Annotated in this window: 17 protein-coding genes; 4 read left to right on the top strand and 13 right to left on the bottom strand. The window is 70.3% G+C overall.

All coding sequences use genetic code 11. The features are described 5' to 3' along the window. Positions 1 to 41: 41 nt before the first annotated feature. From ACT4N7_RS21445 to ACT4N7_RS21455, 3 genes are read right to left on the bottom strand one after another with little or no spacing between them, the layout of a single operon-like run. Positions 42 to 437, bottom strand: coding sequence for an ACT domain-containing protein (locus ACT4N7_RS21445; protein WP_444830589.1), 396 nt, complete (start codon positions 435 to 437; stop codon positions 42 to 44). A gap of 5 nt (positions 438 to 442) precedes the next feature. Beyond that, on the bottom strand, positions 443 to 1,195 hold the full coding sequence (thyX, locus tag ACT4N7_RS21450; RefSeq protein ID WP_444830590.1) for an FAD-dependent thymidylate synthase: 753 nt from the start codon (positions 1,193 to 1,195) through the stop codon (positions 443 to 445). 36 nt (positions 1,196 to 1,231) lie between these two features. Next, the gene (locus ACT4N7_RS21455) at positions 1,232 to 2,188 is read right to left on the bottom strand and encodes a DUF5937 family protein (protein ID WP_444830591.1); all 957 of its coding nucleotides are present in this window, start codon (positions 2,186 to 2,188) and stop codon (positions 1,232 to 1,234) included. Between the two features lie 70 nt (positions 2,189 to 2,258). On the opposite strand from ACT4N7_RS21455, the gene ACT4N7_RS21460 reads away from it, so the two are divergent. Next, entirely contained in the window at positions 2,259 to 3,305 is a 1,047-nt protein-coding gene (locus ACT4N7_RS21460) for a saccharopine dehydrogenase family protein (RefSeq protein ID WP_444830592.1), read from the top strand. Between the two features lie 8 nt (positions 3,306 to 3,313). On the opposite strand, the gene ACT4N7_RS21465 is transcribed toward ACT4N7_RS21460, so the two are convergent. From ACT4N7_RS21465 to ACT4N7_RS21480, 4 genes are all read right to left on the bottom strand, one after another. Continuing rightward, positions 3,314 to 4,201, bottom strand: a complete 888-nt coding sequence (locus tag ACT4N7_RS21465; RefSeq protein ID WP_444830593.1) for a DUF4097 family beta strand repeat-containing protein — start codon at positions 4,199 to 4,201, stop codon at positions 3,314 to 3,316. Beyond that, the gene (locus ACT4N7_RS21470; RefSeq protein ID WP_444830594.1) at positions 4,198 to 4,740 is read right to left on the bottom strand and encodes a toxin-antitoxin system HicB family antitoxin; all 543 of its coding nucleotides are present in this window, start codon (positions 4,738 to 4,740) and stop codon (positions 4,198 to 4,200) included. The genes ACT4N7_RS21465 and ACT4N7_RS21470 overlap by 4 nt, the downstream gene beginning before the upstream one ends. Before the next feature lie 104 nt (positions 4,741 to 4,844). Then, the gene (locus ACT4N7_RS21475; RefSeq protein WP_444830595.1) at positions 4,845 to 6,068 is read right to left on the bottom strand and encodes a winged helix-turn-helix domain-containing protein; all 1,224 of its coding nucleotides are present in this window, start codon (positions 6,066 to 6,068) and stop codon (positions 4,845 to 4,847) included. Then, complete coding sequence (locus ACT4N7_RS21480) at positions 6,065 to 7,015, bottom strand: EamA family transporter (protein WP_444830596.1); 951 nt, start codon at positions 7,013 to 7,015, stop codon at positions 6,065 to 6,067. Before ACT4N7_RS21480 ends, ACT4N7_RS21475 begins: the two co-directional genes overlap by 4 nt. Positions 7,016 to 7,088: 73 nt before the next feature. Between ACT4N7_RS21480 and ACT4N7_RS21485 the strand changes: the two genes are divergently transcribed. Both ACT4N7_RS21485 and ACT4N7_RS21490 read left to right on the top strand, forming a co-directional pair. Next, positions 7,089 to 8,636 carry a class I adenylate-forming enzyme family protein gene (locus ACT4N7_RS21485; protein ID WP_444830597.1) on the top strand — a complete coding sequence of 516 codons (1,548 nt, stop codon included), beginning with the start codon at positions 7,089 to 7,091 and terminating at the stop codon, positions 8,634 to 8,636. A 43-nt stretch (positions 8,637 to 8,679) separates the two neighbouring features. Next, positions 8,680 to 9,231 carry a GNAT family N-acetyltransferase gene (locus tag ACT4N7_RS21490; RefSeq protein WP_444830598.1) on the top strand — a complete coding sequence of 184 codons (552 nt, stop codon included), beginning with the start codon at positions 8,680 to 8,682 and terminating at the stop codon, positions 9,229 to 9,231. A gap of 34 nt (positions 9,232 to 9,265) precedes the next feature. On the opposite strand, the gene ACT4N7_RS21495 is transcribed toward ACT4N7_RS21490, so the two are convergent. The 3 genes from ACT4N7_RS21495 to ACT4N7_RS21505 form a co-directional block, all read right to left on the bottom strand. Beyond that, on the bottom strand, positions 9,266 to 9,748 hold the full coding sequence (locus ACT4N7_RS21495; RefSeq protein WP_444830599.1) for an Imm1 family immunity protein: 483 nt from the start codon (positions 9,746 to 9,748) through the stop codon (positions 9,266 to 9,268). Beyond that, positions 9,745 to 10,104: a DddA-like double-stranded DNA deaminase toxin gene (locus ACT4N7_RS21500; protein ID WP_444830600.1), complete on the bottom strand. Its 360-nt coding sequence runs from the start codon at positions 10,102 to 10,104 to the stop codon at positions 9,745 to 9,747. Before ACT4N7_RS21500 ends, ACT4N7_RS21495 begins: the two co-directional genes overlap by 4 nt. A 171-nt stretch (positions 10,105 to 10,275) precedes the next feature. Further along, the gene (locus ACT4N7_RS21505) at positions 10,276 to 10,605 is read right to left on the bottom strand and encodes a hypothetical protein (protein ID WP_444830601.1); all 330 of its coding nucleotides are present in this window, start codon (positions 10,603 to 10,605) and stop codon (positions 10,276 to 10,278) included. Between the two features lie 260 nt (positions 10,606 to 10,865). Here ACT4N7_RS21505 and ACT4N7_RS21510 point away from each other — a divergent pair, with 260 nt between their 5' ends. Further along, a complete protein-coding gene (locus ACT4N7_RS21510; RefSeq protein WP_444830602.1) occupies positions 10,866 to 11,375 on the top strand; it encodes a hypothetical protein in 510 nt (169 codons plus the stop codon). Here ACT4N7_RS21510 and ACT4N7_RS21515 read toward each other — a convergent pair. The 3 genes from ACT4N7_RS21515 to ACT4N7_RS21525 form a co-directional block, all read right to left on the bottom strand. Next, positions 11,343 to 11,630, bottom strand: a complete 288-nt coding sequence (locus ACT4N7_RS21515) for a DUF397 domain-containing protein (protein ID WP_444830603.1) — start codon at positions 11,628 to 11,630, stop codon at positions 11,343 to 11,345. The two genes, ACT4N7_RS21510 and ACT4N7_RS21515, sit on opposite strands and share 33 nt — an antisense overlap. Beyond that, complete coding sequence (locus ACT4N7_RS21520) at positions 11,605 to 12,489, bottom strand: helix-turn-helix domain-containing protein (protein ID WP_444830604.1); 885 nt, start codon at positions 12,487 to 12,489, stop codon at positions 11,605 to 11,607. The genes ACT4N7_RS21515 and ACT4N7_RS21520 overlap by 26 nt, the downstream gene beginning before the upstream one ends. A gap of 101 nt (positions 12,490 to 12,590) precedes the next feature. Then, entirely contained in the window at positions 12,591 to 12,800 is a 210-nt protein-coding gene (locus ACT4N7_RS21525) for a DUF2277 domain-containing protein (protein ID WP_444830605.1), read from the bottom strand. Between the last annotated feature and the right edge of the window lie 66 nt (positions 12,801 to 12,866).

Genomic DNA, 12,866 nt, shown 5'->3' on the forward strand with positions numbered 1-12,866 from the left:
TCCTAGTGGTACCCCGTCGGATCGGCTGGCGTTCCGCTCATTCAGTCGCCGCTGGTGGGTACTTCGTGTCCGGCCTCGCGCAGCGCGGCGACCGCCCGGCCCAGATCGGCGTCGTGCACCAGGATGTGGTCGGTGTCGAAGGTGGACACCGCGAACAGCGGCACCCCCGCCGCGGCGAGCGATCCAGCCAGCGAGGCGATGACGCCGGTCAGGCTGAACGCCAGCGGTCCGCGCACGGTGAGCACGCGCCATCCTGCGTCGGTCTGCCCGCCCGCGGGGGCGTGCCCGGCGGGCGAGATCACCGACACCTCGTCGGGCGTGCTGGTGACCGAGACCAGCCCCGGCAGGGTGAACAGGTCGGGCGACACGGCCGTCCCGGCGGGGAGCCGGGACACGGCGTAGTCGCCGTCGATGACGTCGACGACGAGTCGTTTCACGCGCCTCAGCCCTCGGCCACGAGCGGGCTGGAGGCGACCTCGGTGCCGTCGGCCAGCGCGGAGATGGTGAAGTCGGCGAACACGTTCGCCGCCGCCTTCTGCAACTGGCGCAGGCATTCCACGGCCAGCCCGCGGATCTCCACGTCGGCGTGCTCGGTGGCGCGCATGGCGATGAAGTGGCGCCAGGCCCGGTAGTTGCCGGTGACCACGATGCGCGTCTCGGTGGCGTTGGGCAGGATCGCGCGGGCGGCCTGGCGGGCCTGCTTCTTGCGCAGCGTCGCGCTGGGCACGTCGGCGAACTTCTCCTCCAGCCCGGCCAGCAGCTCGTTGTAGGCGTCCTGGCTGGCCTGCGCGGCGGCGAGGAACTTGGCGTGCAGCACGGGATCGTCGGCGATGACGTCCGGCTCGACCATCGACGCCGACTTCTCGGGCACGTAGCGCTGGGAGAGCTGCGAGTAGGAGAAGTGCCGGTGGCGGATCAGCTCGTGGGTGAGCGAGCGGGAGACGCCGGTGAGGTAGAAGGTCACGCTGCCGTGCTCCAGCACGGACAGGTGGCCGACCTCGATGATGTGGTTGATGTAGCCGGCGTTGGTCGCGGTCGCCGGGTTCGGCTTCTTCCAGGACTGGTAGCACGCGCGGCCCGCGAACTCGGCCAGCGCCTCGCCGCCGTCCGCGTCGGTCGACCACGGCACGTCCGACGGCGCGAAGAACTCCGTTTTCGCGATGAGCAGCACCTTCGGCGACACCGTCTCGGTCACGTACCCGTCCTTTGCCTCGCTGACCCGATCCGGCGGTCAGCCTAACCCCCTGGACAGCAGGGCGTCCGCCAGCGTCGTGCGGGCGCTGAGCACCCGCTTTCCCTGTCGGTGACTGGTCACCAGACCGGCGGCGCGCAGCGCGGCGAGGTGCTGCGACGCGCCGCCCGCGGACATCCCGGTGCGGCGCGCGAGTTCGGTGGTGGACGTCGGGGTGTCCATCTCGGCGAGCAGCCGGGCGCGCGACCGGCCGAGGACCGCGCTCAGCGGGTCGGTCGGGTCCGGCGGGTCGGCCCACAGGGTCGCGATACCGCGCGCCGGGTAGGCGAGCTGCGGCGACTCGCCCGCCGACACGCTCAGGACGGACGGCCATACGAAGACCGAGGGCACGAGGACCAGTCCCGACCCGTCCGGCACCTGCGCGGCGGTGCAGTGGCGCTGGGCGATCGAGAGGGTGTCGCCGTCCCAGTGGACGGTGTCGTGCAGGTCGTTGAGCAGCTCGCCGGCGCCGTTCTCCGCGAGCAGCCGGGACCCGCGGAACACCTCGGCGTCGAGCAGGGCCACGATCCGCGGCCAGTCGTCGGCCAGGGCCGACTCCCAGTACGCCGCGATCTCGTCTGCCAGCAGGCGCAGACCGGCCTCGGGGTCCGCGTAGAGGTCGCCGACGAGCGGCGAGCCGTAGAGGTCGAGGTGAGCGCGGACGACGTCGGGCGCGGTGGCGGTCAGCACGGCCAACTCGGCGTCGAGGTCGGGGGTGAGGCCCAGCGGCGGCGGGGTGAGGAAGTCCGGCAGGTAGTCGGGCGCGGGCGGGATGAGGTTCCAGAGCAGAGAGTTTCCACCCGCGACTCGGGGACGCACACGGTTCACCCAGGAGGAGTGCATGACGTGGGTGCCCGCGCCGCGCAGCACCCGGACACTGGCGACAACCTCCCACAGGCACGAGACCGCGAAGCGGATGCGCGCGACACCGCCCGCCGAGAACCCGATCGCCACCACGAGAGCGTCCTTGCTTTAGCTGGACCTGAAACGATAGGTACCGGCGAACCGGTCGCGCATCATGGCGGTCATGACCACCACGCCCGCCGCGCCGAGTCGCGCGATCGCCGTCTTCGGCGCGTACGGCCACACCGCCGGTTTCGTCGTCGCCGAGCTGCTCGACCGCGGGTGGACGCCCATTCTCGCTGGTCGGGATGAGGCGAAGCTGCGTCGAGCGCACCCCGGCCGCGAGGTCCGCGTCGCGTCGGCCGACGATCCTGAGTCCCTCGACAACGCGCTTGCCGGGGCCGCCGCGGTCATCAACTGCGCTGGACCGTTCGCGGACACGACACCCGCGGTGGTCGAGGCCGCGTTCCGCGCGGGCATCCACTATCTGGATGTGACCGGCGAGTCCCTGGTCGCGATCGACACCTTCGAGCGGTACGCGGCCCGCGCGCGGGACGCGGGACTCGTTGTCGCGCCGTCGATGGGGTTCTTCGGCGCGCTGGGGGACCTCTTGGCCACGGCTGCCATGGGAACCTGGGCGTCGGCCGACGACATCACCGTCGCCGTCGCCCTCGACAGTTGGCTGCCGACACGGGGAACGCGGCTGGCGGGGCAGCGCCGGGCGGGCAGGCGGGTCGTCTTCGCGAACGGGCGGCTGGTGGTGCGCTCCGGCGAGTCCTCGCCGCCCCACACGACCTGGGAGTTCCCGGCGCCGGTCGGCGCGCAGGACGTCGTCGGCGAACTGTCCACTGTGGACGTGGTCACCATCGCGCGGCACCTCCGCGTGCGAGACATCCACGCCTACCTCAACGTCGCGCCGATCAGGGATCTGAGCGATCCCGCCACCCCGGGTCCCACAGCCGCCGACGACAGTGGCCGCTCGGCGCAGACGTTCCTGGTGGAGGTGGTCGCCCGCCGCGGCGACGAGCGGCGCGGCATGACCGCGCGGGGCCGCGACATCTACGCGATCACGGCCCCGATCGTGGTCGAGGCGGCCGAACGGCTGGTCGAAGGCCGGTTCACGGCCCCCGGTGTGGCCGCCGCGGGCGAACTGTTCGACGCCGACGACTTCCTGCGGACACTGTCCGAGAAGCACCTCACCGTCGACACTCGCACACCGGGTGCCGTCTAAACCGTCAGCTACGTCAAGGTGCCCGTGACCAGGGCCGAACCAGAACCCGTCCGGCCGCGCACGCGCAGGCTGGGCGGCGCGACTGGCCGCTCGTCCGACAGGGGCAGCTCGCTGCGGGCATCGCCGCAGCCCGAGGAGAGGTCGATCTCGGCGGGGGAACCCGCGCGGACGCCGACCTTCACCGTGCCGGAGCCCGTGGTGAGGTCGAGCTTGCCGAAGACCGCGTCGGCGATGGTGACGTCGCCGGTTCCGGTGCGGACCATGACGTCGCCCGACACCACGCCCAGCCAGACGTCGCCGCTGCCGGTGACGATCGACGCGGCGCCCTCGACCTCGGCGGCGGACACGTCGCCGCCGCCCGTGCGGACGCGCAGGCCGGCGGGTGCGGGGCCGACGCGAACCTGGCCGGTGCCGGTGGTCACCTGGACAGCGCCCTCGGCACCCTCGACGGTCACCTCGCCCGACCCCGTGAGCACGTCGACCCGGCCCGCGGTGCCGGTCGTGGCGACCGCGGCGGCACCGGTGCGGGCCGACACCTGCGACCCGTGCGGCGCGCGGACCGTCACCGCGATGGGCACGTTGCGAAGCTGCATCGCCTTGGGCGACCGCACGACGAGCCTGCCGTCGGCGAACTCGACGCGGGTCTGGCGCACGGCCTCGCTCGCCGGGTCGGCCGCGCCCTGCTCGCCGAGTTGGCCGCTGAACCAGGTCACCAGGTTGGAGATGCCGTCCATCCACGGGCTGGCGCTGTCGGGCGCGTGGCGCACCTCGACCGCCACCCCCGGCTCGTCTACCAGGTGCACGTCGATGCGGCCGGAGCCGGTCAGCACGCTGATCTCGATCGGGTGGTCGGCGTCGAAGCTCTGGTTGCGCACCACTGCGGACGGCTCGCTCATCCCTCGTACCACCCGCGCACTCGCGAACCCCGGTCGGAGTCCGACGACGAGGACGACGCCTCCGAGGACGCCGACCCGGACGACGAACCGCCCCAGCCCTTGCCGTGGCTGCCCAGCGCGCCCTGCACGGCCTGCTGCACGAACGTGTTGAGCGAGACCCCCTGCGACGACGCGGCGCGCTCGGCCTTCGCCTTGAGCTCCTCGAACAGCCGCAGCGTCATCCGACTCATGTCGCCCGCGTCGCCGTGGGGCGGCGGGGGTGGCGGAGGCGGCGTGGGCTCCTCGGCGGCCCTGCCTGCCGTACCGGTGACCACCACGCGGACGTCGCGGCCGTCGAGACGGACGTCGACCACGTGATCGGGCAGCGTCGCGGTGATCTCGGCGGCGAGGTCGGCCAGCGCGTTCATGATCGCCAGCCGGGCGGCGGGCTCCACGGCGACGGCCAGCACGGCCGCCGCGCGACGGGTGTTCTCGTCGCCCGCGGAGGCGGTTGTCGTCAGGTCTTCACGCAATGACGTGATGTACGGGCTCAGGTCCATGACACCACCATGACATCGATCGCGACATCATTCAAGGAATCCATGACACCAAGTGCTGTCACAAGTCGACACAAGCGCCGTCATTCGTGCTGTCACCTGTGCTGTCACACGGCTGCGCCCAAGGCTCCGGCCAGATCACCCCGCTCCCCCACGTGCACGCCGTCCAGCTCCAGCCAGGACGCCATCGTGCGCAGCTCGGCCCCCAGCTCGGCCACCACCCGAGCGGTGTCCACACCCGACTCGGCGAACGCCCCCCGCACCCGCAGCACCCCGGCCGCGCGGTCGGCCTTGAGGTCGACCCGGGCCACCAGGTCGCCGTCGAGCAGGAACGGGAAGACGTAGTAGCCGTAGGTCCGCTTGGGTTCGGGGACGTAGATCTCGATCCGGTAGCGGAAGTCGAAGATCCGCTCGGTGCGGTCGCGCTCCCAGATCAGCGGGTCGAACGGGCACAGCAGCGCCCGGCAGGCGACCTTGCGCGGGGTGCGCGCGTCGACATGGCGGTACGCGGGATGGCGCCAACCCGCCACCGTGACGGCGTCCAGCAGTCCCTCCTCGACCAGCTCGGCGACCGCCCGCTGGGAGCGGGCGGGCTCCAGCCGGTAGTAGTCGCGCAGGTCTTTCTCGGTGCCGACACCGTGCGCGACGGCGGCGCGCAGCGTCAACTGGCGGGCGGCCTCATCGTCGTCCACGGGCGGCGCGTTGTACACCTCGGGCGGCAGGACGCGCTCGGGGAGGTCGTAGAGGCGCTGGAAGCCGCGCCGGGTGCCCGTTGTCAGCTCGCCGACGGCGAACAGCCACTCGCAGGCGTGTTTGACGTCCGAGCGGTTCCACCAGCCGCCCGCGGCCTTGGGCGCGCGGGGGCCGCCGAGCGCGGTCTCCAGGGCGCCCGCGCCGACCGGGCCGAGGTCTTTCACAGTCGCCAACACGTCGTCCAGCAGGCCGGGCGAACGTTCGGCGAGGGCGCGGAGGTGGTGGACGTAGCGGTGTTCGTAGCGCCGCATGCGCCACCGCAGCAGCGGCCAGTCGGCCACCGGGATGAGGCTCGCCTCGTGCGCCCAGTATTCGACCAGCAGCCGGGGCCTGCGGGCGCTGGACGACCAGGCCGCGTCGTCCACCAGGGCCGGGTCGTACGGTCCGAGGCGGGAGAACACCGGCATGTAGTGCGCCCGCACGGCCACGTTCACCGAGTCGAGCTGGAGCAACTGGACGCGCGAGAGCACCCGCTGCAGGTGCCTGCGCGAGGGCGCGCCAGTGGGCCGCGCGTCGGCGAACCCCTGGGCGGCCAGGGCGGTCCGACGCGCGGCGGCGGCTGTGATGATCTCGGTCATCGGTGTACCTCGCACGGTTCCGGGATACTGCCAGGACCCACCGACAATTCCGGCGCGGGCCGCCGCTCCGCGCGCACGACCAGCACCACCGCGACCAACACGATGGCCCCGCCCGCGAACTGCGCCACGCCGAACCGCTCCCCCGCGAACGCGACGCCGAGCAGCACCGCGATGACCGGGTTGACGTAGGCGTACGTCGCGACCGTGGACACCGGCAGCCTGCCCAGCACGTACACGTACGAGCTGAACGCGAGCAGCGACCCGGCGATCACCAGGTAGCCCCACGCCCACCACGAGGTCGTGGTGATCGCGCCGACGTCGAGCCGCTCGCCCGCGACCAACCCGGCGACCGTGAGCGCGAGACCGCCCGCCAGCATCTCGACGGCGGCCAGCGCGAACGGGTTGGCGGGCACCGGCAGCCGCGTGCTCAACACGGTGCCGACAGACCAGCCCAGCGCCGCCAGCAGCACCAGCCACGGCCCGAACCACGCCGCCCCCTGCGCGCCCGCCACCGGCCCGCCCAGCACCAGCACCGCCAGCCCGACCAGCCCGACCGCGACGCCGGCGAAGGTGACCTTCGAGGGCCGTTCGCCCAGCATCCGACGCAGTACGGCGACGTAGAACGGGACCGACGCCACCAGCAGCGCCGCCAGCCCCGACGCGACGTGCTGCTCGGCCACGACCACCAGCCCGTTGCCGAACGCGGGCAGCAGCAGCCCGAGGGCGACGGCCGAGCCGAACTGGGCACGGGTCATCCGCAGCGCCTTGGTCCCCGCGACGAGCGCGACGATCGGCGCGAGGATGGCGCCCGCGAGCAGGAAGCGGAGACCGCCGGACAGCAGCGGCGGGATGGACTCGACGGTGAAGCGAATGGCGAGGTACGTGGAGCCCCACACCACGTACACGACGCCCAGGGCGGCCCAGGCGAGCCAGGTTCGGGACAACATGGCGACAGCCTCGCACGAACCACCGACAATCCGATGCTGGTTATCCAATGCCCGGCGGGCACGCACCGTCGCCGTGGCTAACCTGAAGGTCACCGAGCGAAGGGAGTCCGCTGTGGACCCGGCGATCGAGGGCAGCGCGTCCCCGCACTTCCCCACCCACGACATCGAGCGCGGCCGAGACGGCGTGGCCCGCTACCGGGGACTGCGCGACTCGATCGTCGCCGAACTCGACGCGGCGGTGGCGGGCGCGCGGACCGAGACGGCGCTGATCGACCAGGACGACCGCGCCATCACCTACGGGCACCTGTGGGACCGCGCCACGGCAGCGGCGGCGGGTCTCCACGCGGCGGGCGTTCGGCGCGGGGACCGGGTCGCGTTGCGACTGCCGGACGGCATCGACTGGGTGGTGTTGTTCCTGGGCGTGCTCGCCTGCGGCGCGGTCGCGGTCCCGATCAACCCTCGCCTCACCGATCCTGAGGTCGCGCACATCGTGACCGACTCCGGGGCGGTGCGCGTGCTCACCGACGTGATCGACAGCGACGGACACCTCGCGCTGGAAGACATCCGACCCGACGAGCCCGCCGCGATCTTCTACACCAGCGGAACCACCGGCACCCCCAAGGGAACCGTCCTCACCCACGAGAACCTGCTGTCCAATGTGGAATCCTCGCACCGGGTGACCGGCATGACGCGCGACGACGGGGTGCGCACGATCGCGACAGCGCCGTTCTGCCATGTCATGGCGTGCAACAGCCAGTTGCTCTCGGTGCTCGCCGTGGGTGGGCTGCTGGTGTGCCGGTCGCCGCTGGACCGGCCCGCGATGCTGTCCGCCGTGCCCCGGCACGGCATCACCCACCTGGCCACCGCGCCCGCGATCTACCACTATCTGCTGGCCGACGGGACCTGGCGCGATCACGGCCGGGAGTCGGTGCGCTGGGTCGGCTACGGCGCGGCACCCGCCTCGCCGACGCTGATCGGGCGCATCCGGGACGCGTTTCCGCAAGCCGAACTGTGCAACGGCTACGGCCTGACCGAGGCCACCGCAGGCGTCAGCTCGCTGCCCGGCGAGTTCGCCACGAGCCACGCGGGGTCGGTCGGGATGGCGCTGCCCGTGGTGGATCTCGCGCTCGACAAGGTCGATCAGGGCGCGGGTGAGCTGCTGGTGCGCGGACCCAACATCGCGGCGGGGTACTGGAATCTGCCCGACGCCACGGCGGCGACCTTTCAGGACGGCTGGCTGCGCACCGGAGACATCGCGCGGATCGACGACGGCAAGCTGTACCTGTTGGACCGGCTCAAGGACGTGATCAACCGGGGCGGCGAGAACGTCTACTGCGTCGAGGTGGAGAACGCGCTCGCGGCCGTCCCCGGCGTGTTGGACGCCGCCGTCGTCGGGGTGCCCGACGAGATGATGGGCGAGAAGGTCGGCGCGGTCCTGGTGCTCGACCCCGCCGTGCCGGTCGACGCGGGCAAGGTCCGGTCGTTGCTCGGTGACCGCCTGGCCGATTTCAAGATTCCCGAGTACATGCGCAGGCACCCCGGGCCGCTGCCCCGCAGCGCTGCGGGCAAGGTGCTCAAGGCGACCCTGAAGGCCGACGCCGGCTGGGAGTCGTTCCGGTAGGCGGGGTGCGGCGCGGGGCGTCGGCCGGGATAGGTTGCGCGGCGTGGCTGATGCTGCGGTGCGCGCCGCTGGGGTGGCCGACGTCGACGAGATCGCGCGGATTCAGGTGATCACCTGGCAGTCCGGGTTCGCCGAGGTCCTGCCGCCGGATGTGCTGGTCGGGCTGGACGTGGCGACGGCGGCGGAGCAGTGGCGACAGGCGATCGACCTGGGGCGGGCGTCGGTGTTCGTGGCGACGGAGGGGCCGTGGGTGGTGGGGTTCTGCACCGCCGGGGCCGCCCCGGAATCCGAGTCGGCGGCGGCGAACGACGTGCCCGCGAAGGACGCGGCGACGGTCGCGCTGGTCGGCACCGTGCTTGTCGAGCCGCGCTGGGGCAGGCGTGGGCACGGTGGCCGGTTGCTGGCGACCGCCGCGAAGGCGCTGCAAGCGGGTGGTGCGACGCGCGGGATCAGTTGGGTGCCGGAGGAGAACCGCGCGTCAGTGGGGTTCTTCCGGCGCGCGGGTTGGGTGCCGGACGGCGTCGTGCGCACCCTGGACGCCGGCGGGCGTCCGCTCCGCGAGATCCGGGTGACCGGGTCCCTGGACTTGACCTGACCGACACCGCGCTCACTCGCTACCATCACGCGTGTCAGGAGTCCTCATGGGCGATTGGGTGTTGTCGTGCCCCCGTGGGGTGGATGGCGTCGGGTTGGGCCAGCGCGGTGAAGGACTCGGCGTCAGTCCAGTCCACACAGGTAGGCCGGGCCCGGGTTTGCAGGAACTCGGCAAGTGCGGCAAAGACCGTGTCGGGGTGGACTTCCGCATGTGGTGGTACAGGTGCGTCATGCATTCCTGCGATGTAGTAGATCGCCCATTCAGGATTCGTGCCTGCGGCGGGTACGAATACGTTATCCCCTTCGCTCCATTGCAGTGCGCCGGTTGCATTGTTTATTCCGAAACTCAGCGCGGACTGTTCTTCTGAGGTGGGGTCATCTGGCCCGATGGCAAGGTTCCAGATCCACGGGATTTCGACACCTTCGGTATGTATCGCTTGAAGTTCCGCAACCAAGTCCACATCGCTCGGAATATCGTCGATGTGAAGAAAGCCTGCGTCCAATACCTTACGGCTCACTTGTCCGCCTTTCCTTCATATTCGCGCCGAAACGGTTGCCCGTTGGCGTCCGTTCCCAGAACGGTGAGGCTACTGCCTCTCGGGAGAAAGTATGGCAGATACCGGTGGCAGCCGCCTCGGGCGCCTGGTTCGGAGCCGCACGGCGCGTGATTGATAATCACTCGACCGTACGTCGCGCCTGATTGAATCATCATCACAACGGCCTTCATTTCGACGTGATTATAGAGCCACTTCGCCACCGATTCTTTCATCCCAAGCAGTTTGGCCCGCTCCGCTACCTCATGAGCCCAGGTGTCGGCGGTCGTTGCGGATATCTCGCCGTATGAGCGCCCGTCGATCTCAGCAATCCCGCTCATGGGAGGCGATCTCCTTTGTCCAGTTCGAACACGTGGCGGCAGACCATCGGCATAGGGCAGCGCATCGTCCGGGTAGTGATCGCCGTGCCGGTTGCCCACAACTGCCTGCGCACGACTCGATCCGCCTGGTTGTTCGGCTGGTGACCGTGTGCCGTCGCCAGGTGGTGACCTTCAAAGACCTCCGCCGCCAACCGCGATCTGTTGAGCGGCTGTGTGCATCTGCTGGCGTAGTGCGTCAAGGCGGCCCGCGATGCCTTGCAGTTCCGATTGGATGGCCAGGCATTCCTGGCCGAAACGCTCGCCCGCCTGACCACCCACCTGCTGCGTAGCCGAAACAACCGCCGACGGCGCATTGTCGGCCGCTAGAACGTGTTCCACGGGAATCTGTTGACTGGCGGCATTGAGCGCTCCTGCTGCTTGCTCCAAATATCCCGACATTCCGTACTCCCTGTGGTATTGGTTGACGAACCAGCCGATTTCCGGGACTGCTAGATCGGCCACTGTCCATACTGATCTACTAACCGCAGGTAGGTGGCTACCCAGGGCGGCGGGGTTGTACCTAACTGGGCGGGTGGCTGAACGGCTCGCGGCTGCCGGAGATGGTCGTTGCCGAGTTGACCGGGTCTGGGCTCGGACCGGGTCACCGGGCTCGGGAACCGATGGGTGGGTTGGCCGTCCCTTCTTAGGACTGGTTGTTGGTCTGGCGGCTACCGATCTCGGGTACCGTTGACGGCCGTACCCCGATCGAGGGAGTCCCCCGAGTGCTGGCTTGGCTGTTCCTGGCTTTCGGGGTCGCGTTCTCCTCCGCGCTCGTGCCGCTGGTCAGCGTGGAGTTGTTCGTGCTGGGGCTGATCGCCCAGGAGCCGCACATCCACTGGCTGGTCCTCGGCGCCGTGGTGGCGGTCGCGCAGGTGGCGGGGAAGCTGGTGTACTACTTCGCCGCGCGCGGCTCGATTCACCTGCCCGCGTTCCTGCACCGCGCGCCGCGCCCGCTCACGGCCCGCCGGGTGCGGTGGGAGTTGCGGACGAAGCGGTTCCGGGCGTGGGTGGAGACGGTGAAGGAGAAGTGCGAGCGGCACCCGCACTGGATGTTCGGCACCTACAGTGTCAGCTCGGTGCTCGGCCTGCCGCCCTACATGGCGACGGTGCTGCTGGCCGGGCTGGTGCGGATGCGATTGTCGACGTTCATCGGGGCCGGGCTGGTGGGCCGGTTCATCCGGTTCAGCCTGCTGGCGGCGTCACCCGCGCTGTTCGCCGGCTGGTTCCTGTAGGAACGCGGTCCACGCGGCCGGGGTGAAGTCGATCATGCCCGCGTCGGGCCGCTTGGAGTCCCGCACCGCCACCCGGTCGGCGAACATCACCTCGACACATGCGCCGTTGACACCGCTGAACGAACTCTTGCGCCACCCCACCTCGACACAGTTGCCGTTGTCGCCGCTGAAGGAACTCTTGCGCCACTGGACCTCGACGCACGCGCCGTTGGTGCCACTGAAGCTGCTCTTACGCCAGGTTGTCACCTGAACCATGACTGCTCGATTCCGCTCGGTCGTAGTCGCTCGCGAGCTGTGCGAGCAACGACCGTGATTCTTCCCTATTCAGCGCGACCTCGGCGAGTCTGCCCAGGATCAGCCAGTAGGTGGCGATGTCGACCTGGCTCTCCAGGAACAGGCTGCGATTGTGAGTCTCCAGGCTGATCACCGGATGCTCGTCGGGATACTGCATGACCCGAAACGGCCCACCGAGCCCAGCGTGGGGGCCCACCGCCGTGGGGATCACCCGGACCGCACAGTAGGAACGCGCGCTGAGCAGGACCAGCCGCAGCATCTGTTCGTGCATCACCTGGTTGGTGCCCACCGGCAGGCGCAGGGCCTGCTCGTGGATGTAGAAGGTGCAGTCCGGCGGATTGCGACGGCACAGGATTGCCTGCCGATCCATCCTGGCCCGCACACGAACCTCGACACCGGCCTCGGGCACGAGTCCGGTCCCCCTGATCAGCGCTCGGGCGTACTCCTCGGTTTGCAGCAGCCCATCGACTTGATTGAGTTCGAGGGCAAGGATGCCCGTCGCTTTGGTCTCGTGCAGCACGAGTGTGCGGAGTTGGTCCGGGAGGCCGCCGTGCTGTTGCAGCCACGACCCGTCGGGGGTGGCGCCGCAGAGCGACAGGACGTGGTGCAGGTACGGGCCAGTAACCCGCAGGTAGGACAGCAGGATCGCCGCGTCCACCTCACTGCACCCGAGCTTCCCGCTCTCGATCCGGCACAGCTTCGCCGACGACCAGCCGAGCTGGTGGGCCAGGTCAGACTGGGTGAAGTCCGCCGACTCGCGCACGCGCCGCAGCTCATCCCCCAGTTCACGGCGACGCGCCGTGCCCCTCATTTCACTCATATGGGCACGGTAGCGGCACTGACCTGCCACAACACGCCAGAACGCGACCAGTCCACCGGATCGGACCACTGACCGCGTCCCGTTGCACCGGGCGCAAAGGGCTACCGGCCGCGAACCACCAGTCGATCGAGCAGGTCCGCCGTGGCCGCCGCGACCGCGTCCACCGCCGCCTCGAACGCCTCGGCGTTGTGCGGCGCGGGAGCGCGGAACCCGGAGACCTTGCGCACGTACTGCAGGGCGGCGGCGCGCACGTCGTCGTCGCCCGGGTCCTCGGTGAACGGGGGGCGGAGGGTCTTGATGCTGCGACACATACCCCCATCCTGCCCGCAGACCACCGCCGAGTCCTCTTCGCCCGCGCGCGGTATCGCATCTTGTCG

It is taken from the genome of Actinokineospora sp. (genome assembly GCF_052390155.1).
Taxonomy (GTDB): domain Bacteria; phylum Actinomycetota; class Actinomycetes; order Mycobacteriales; family Pseudonocardiaceae; genus Actinokineospora.

Bases quoted from the DNA above. Each gene is read 5' to 3' on its own strand.
- ACT4N7_RS21460 (WP_444830592.1), top strand. From the start codon at position 2,259: ATGACCACCACGCCCGCCGCGCCGAGTCGCGCGATCGCCGTCTTCGGC.
- ACT4N7_RS21465 (WP_444830593.1), bottom strand. From the start codon at position 4,201: ATGAGCGAGCCGTCCGCAGTGGTGCGCAACCAGAGCTTCGACGCCGAC.
- ACT4N7_RS21470 (WP_444830594.1), bottom strand. From the start codon at position 4,740: ATGGACCTGAGCCCGTACATCACGTCATTGCGTGAAGACCTGACGACA.
- ACT4N7_RS21475 (WP_444830595.1), bottom strand. From the start codon at position 6,068: ATGACCGAGATCATCACAGCCGCCGCCGCGCGTCGGACCGCCCTGGCC.
- ACT4N7_RS21480 (WP_444830596.1), bottom strand. From the start codon at position 7,015: ATGTTGTCCCGAACCTGGCTCGCCTGGGCCGCCCTGGGCGTCGTGTAC.
- ACT4N7_RS21500 (WP_444830600.1), bottom strand. From the start codon at position 10,104: ATGAGCGGGATTGCTGAGATCGACGGGCGCTCATACGGCGAGATATCC.
- ACT4N7_RS21515 (WP_444830603.1), bottom strand. From the start codon at position 11,630: ATGGTTCAGGTGACAACCTGGCGTAAGAGCAGCTTCAGTGGCACCAAC.
- ACT4N7_RS21520 (WP_444830604.1), bottom strand. From the start codon at position 12,489: ATGAGTGAAATGAGGGGCACGGCGCGTCGCCGTGAACTGGGGGATGAG.
- ACT4N7_RS21525 (WP_444830605.1), bottom strand. From the start codon at position 12,800: ATGTGTCGCAGCATCAAGACCCTCCGCCCCCCGTTCACCGAGGACCCG.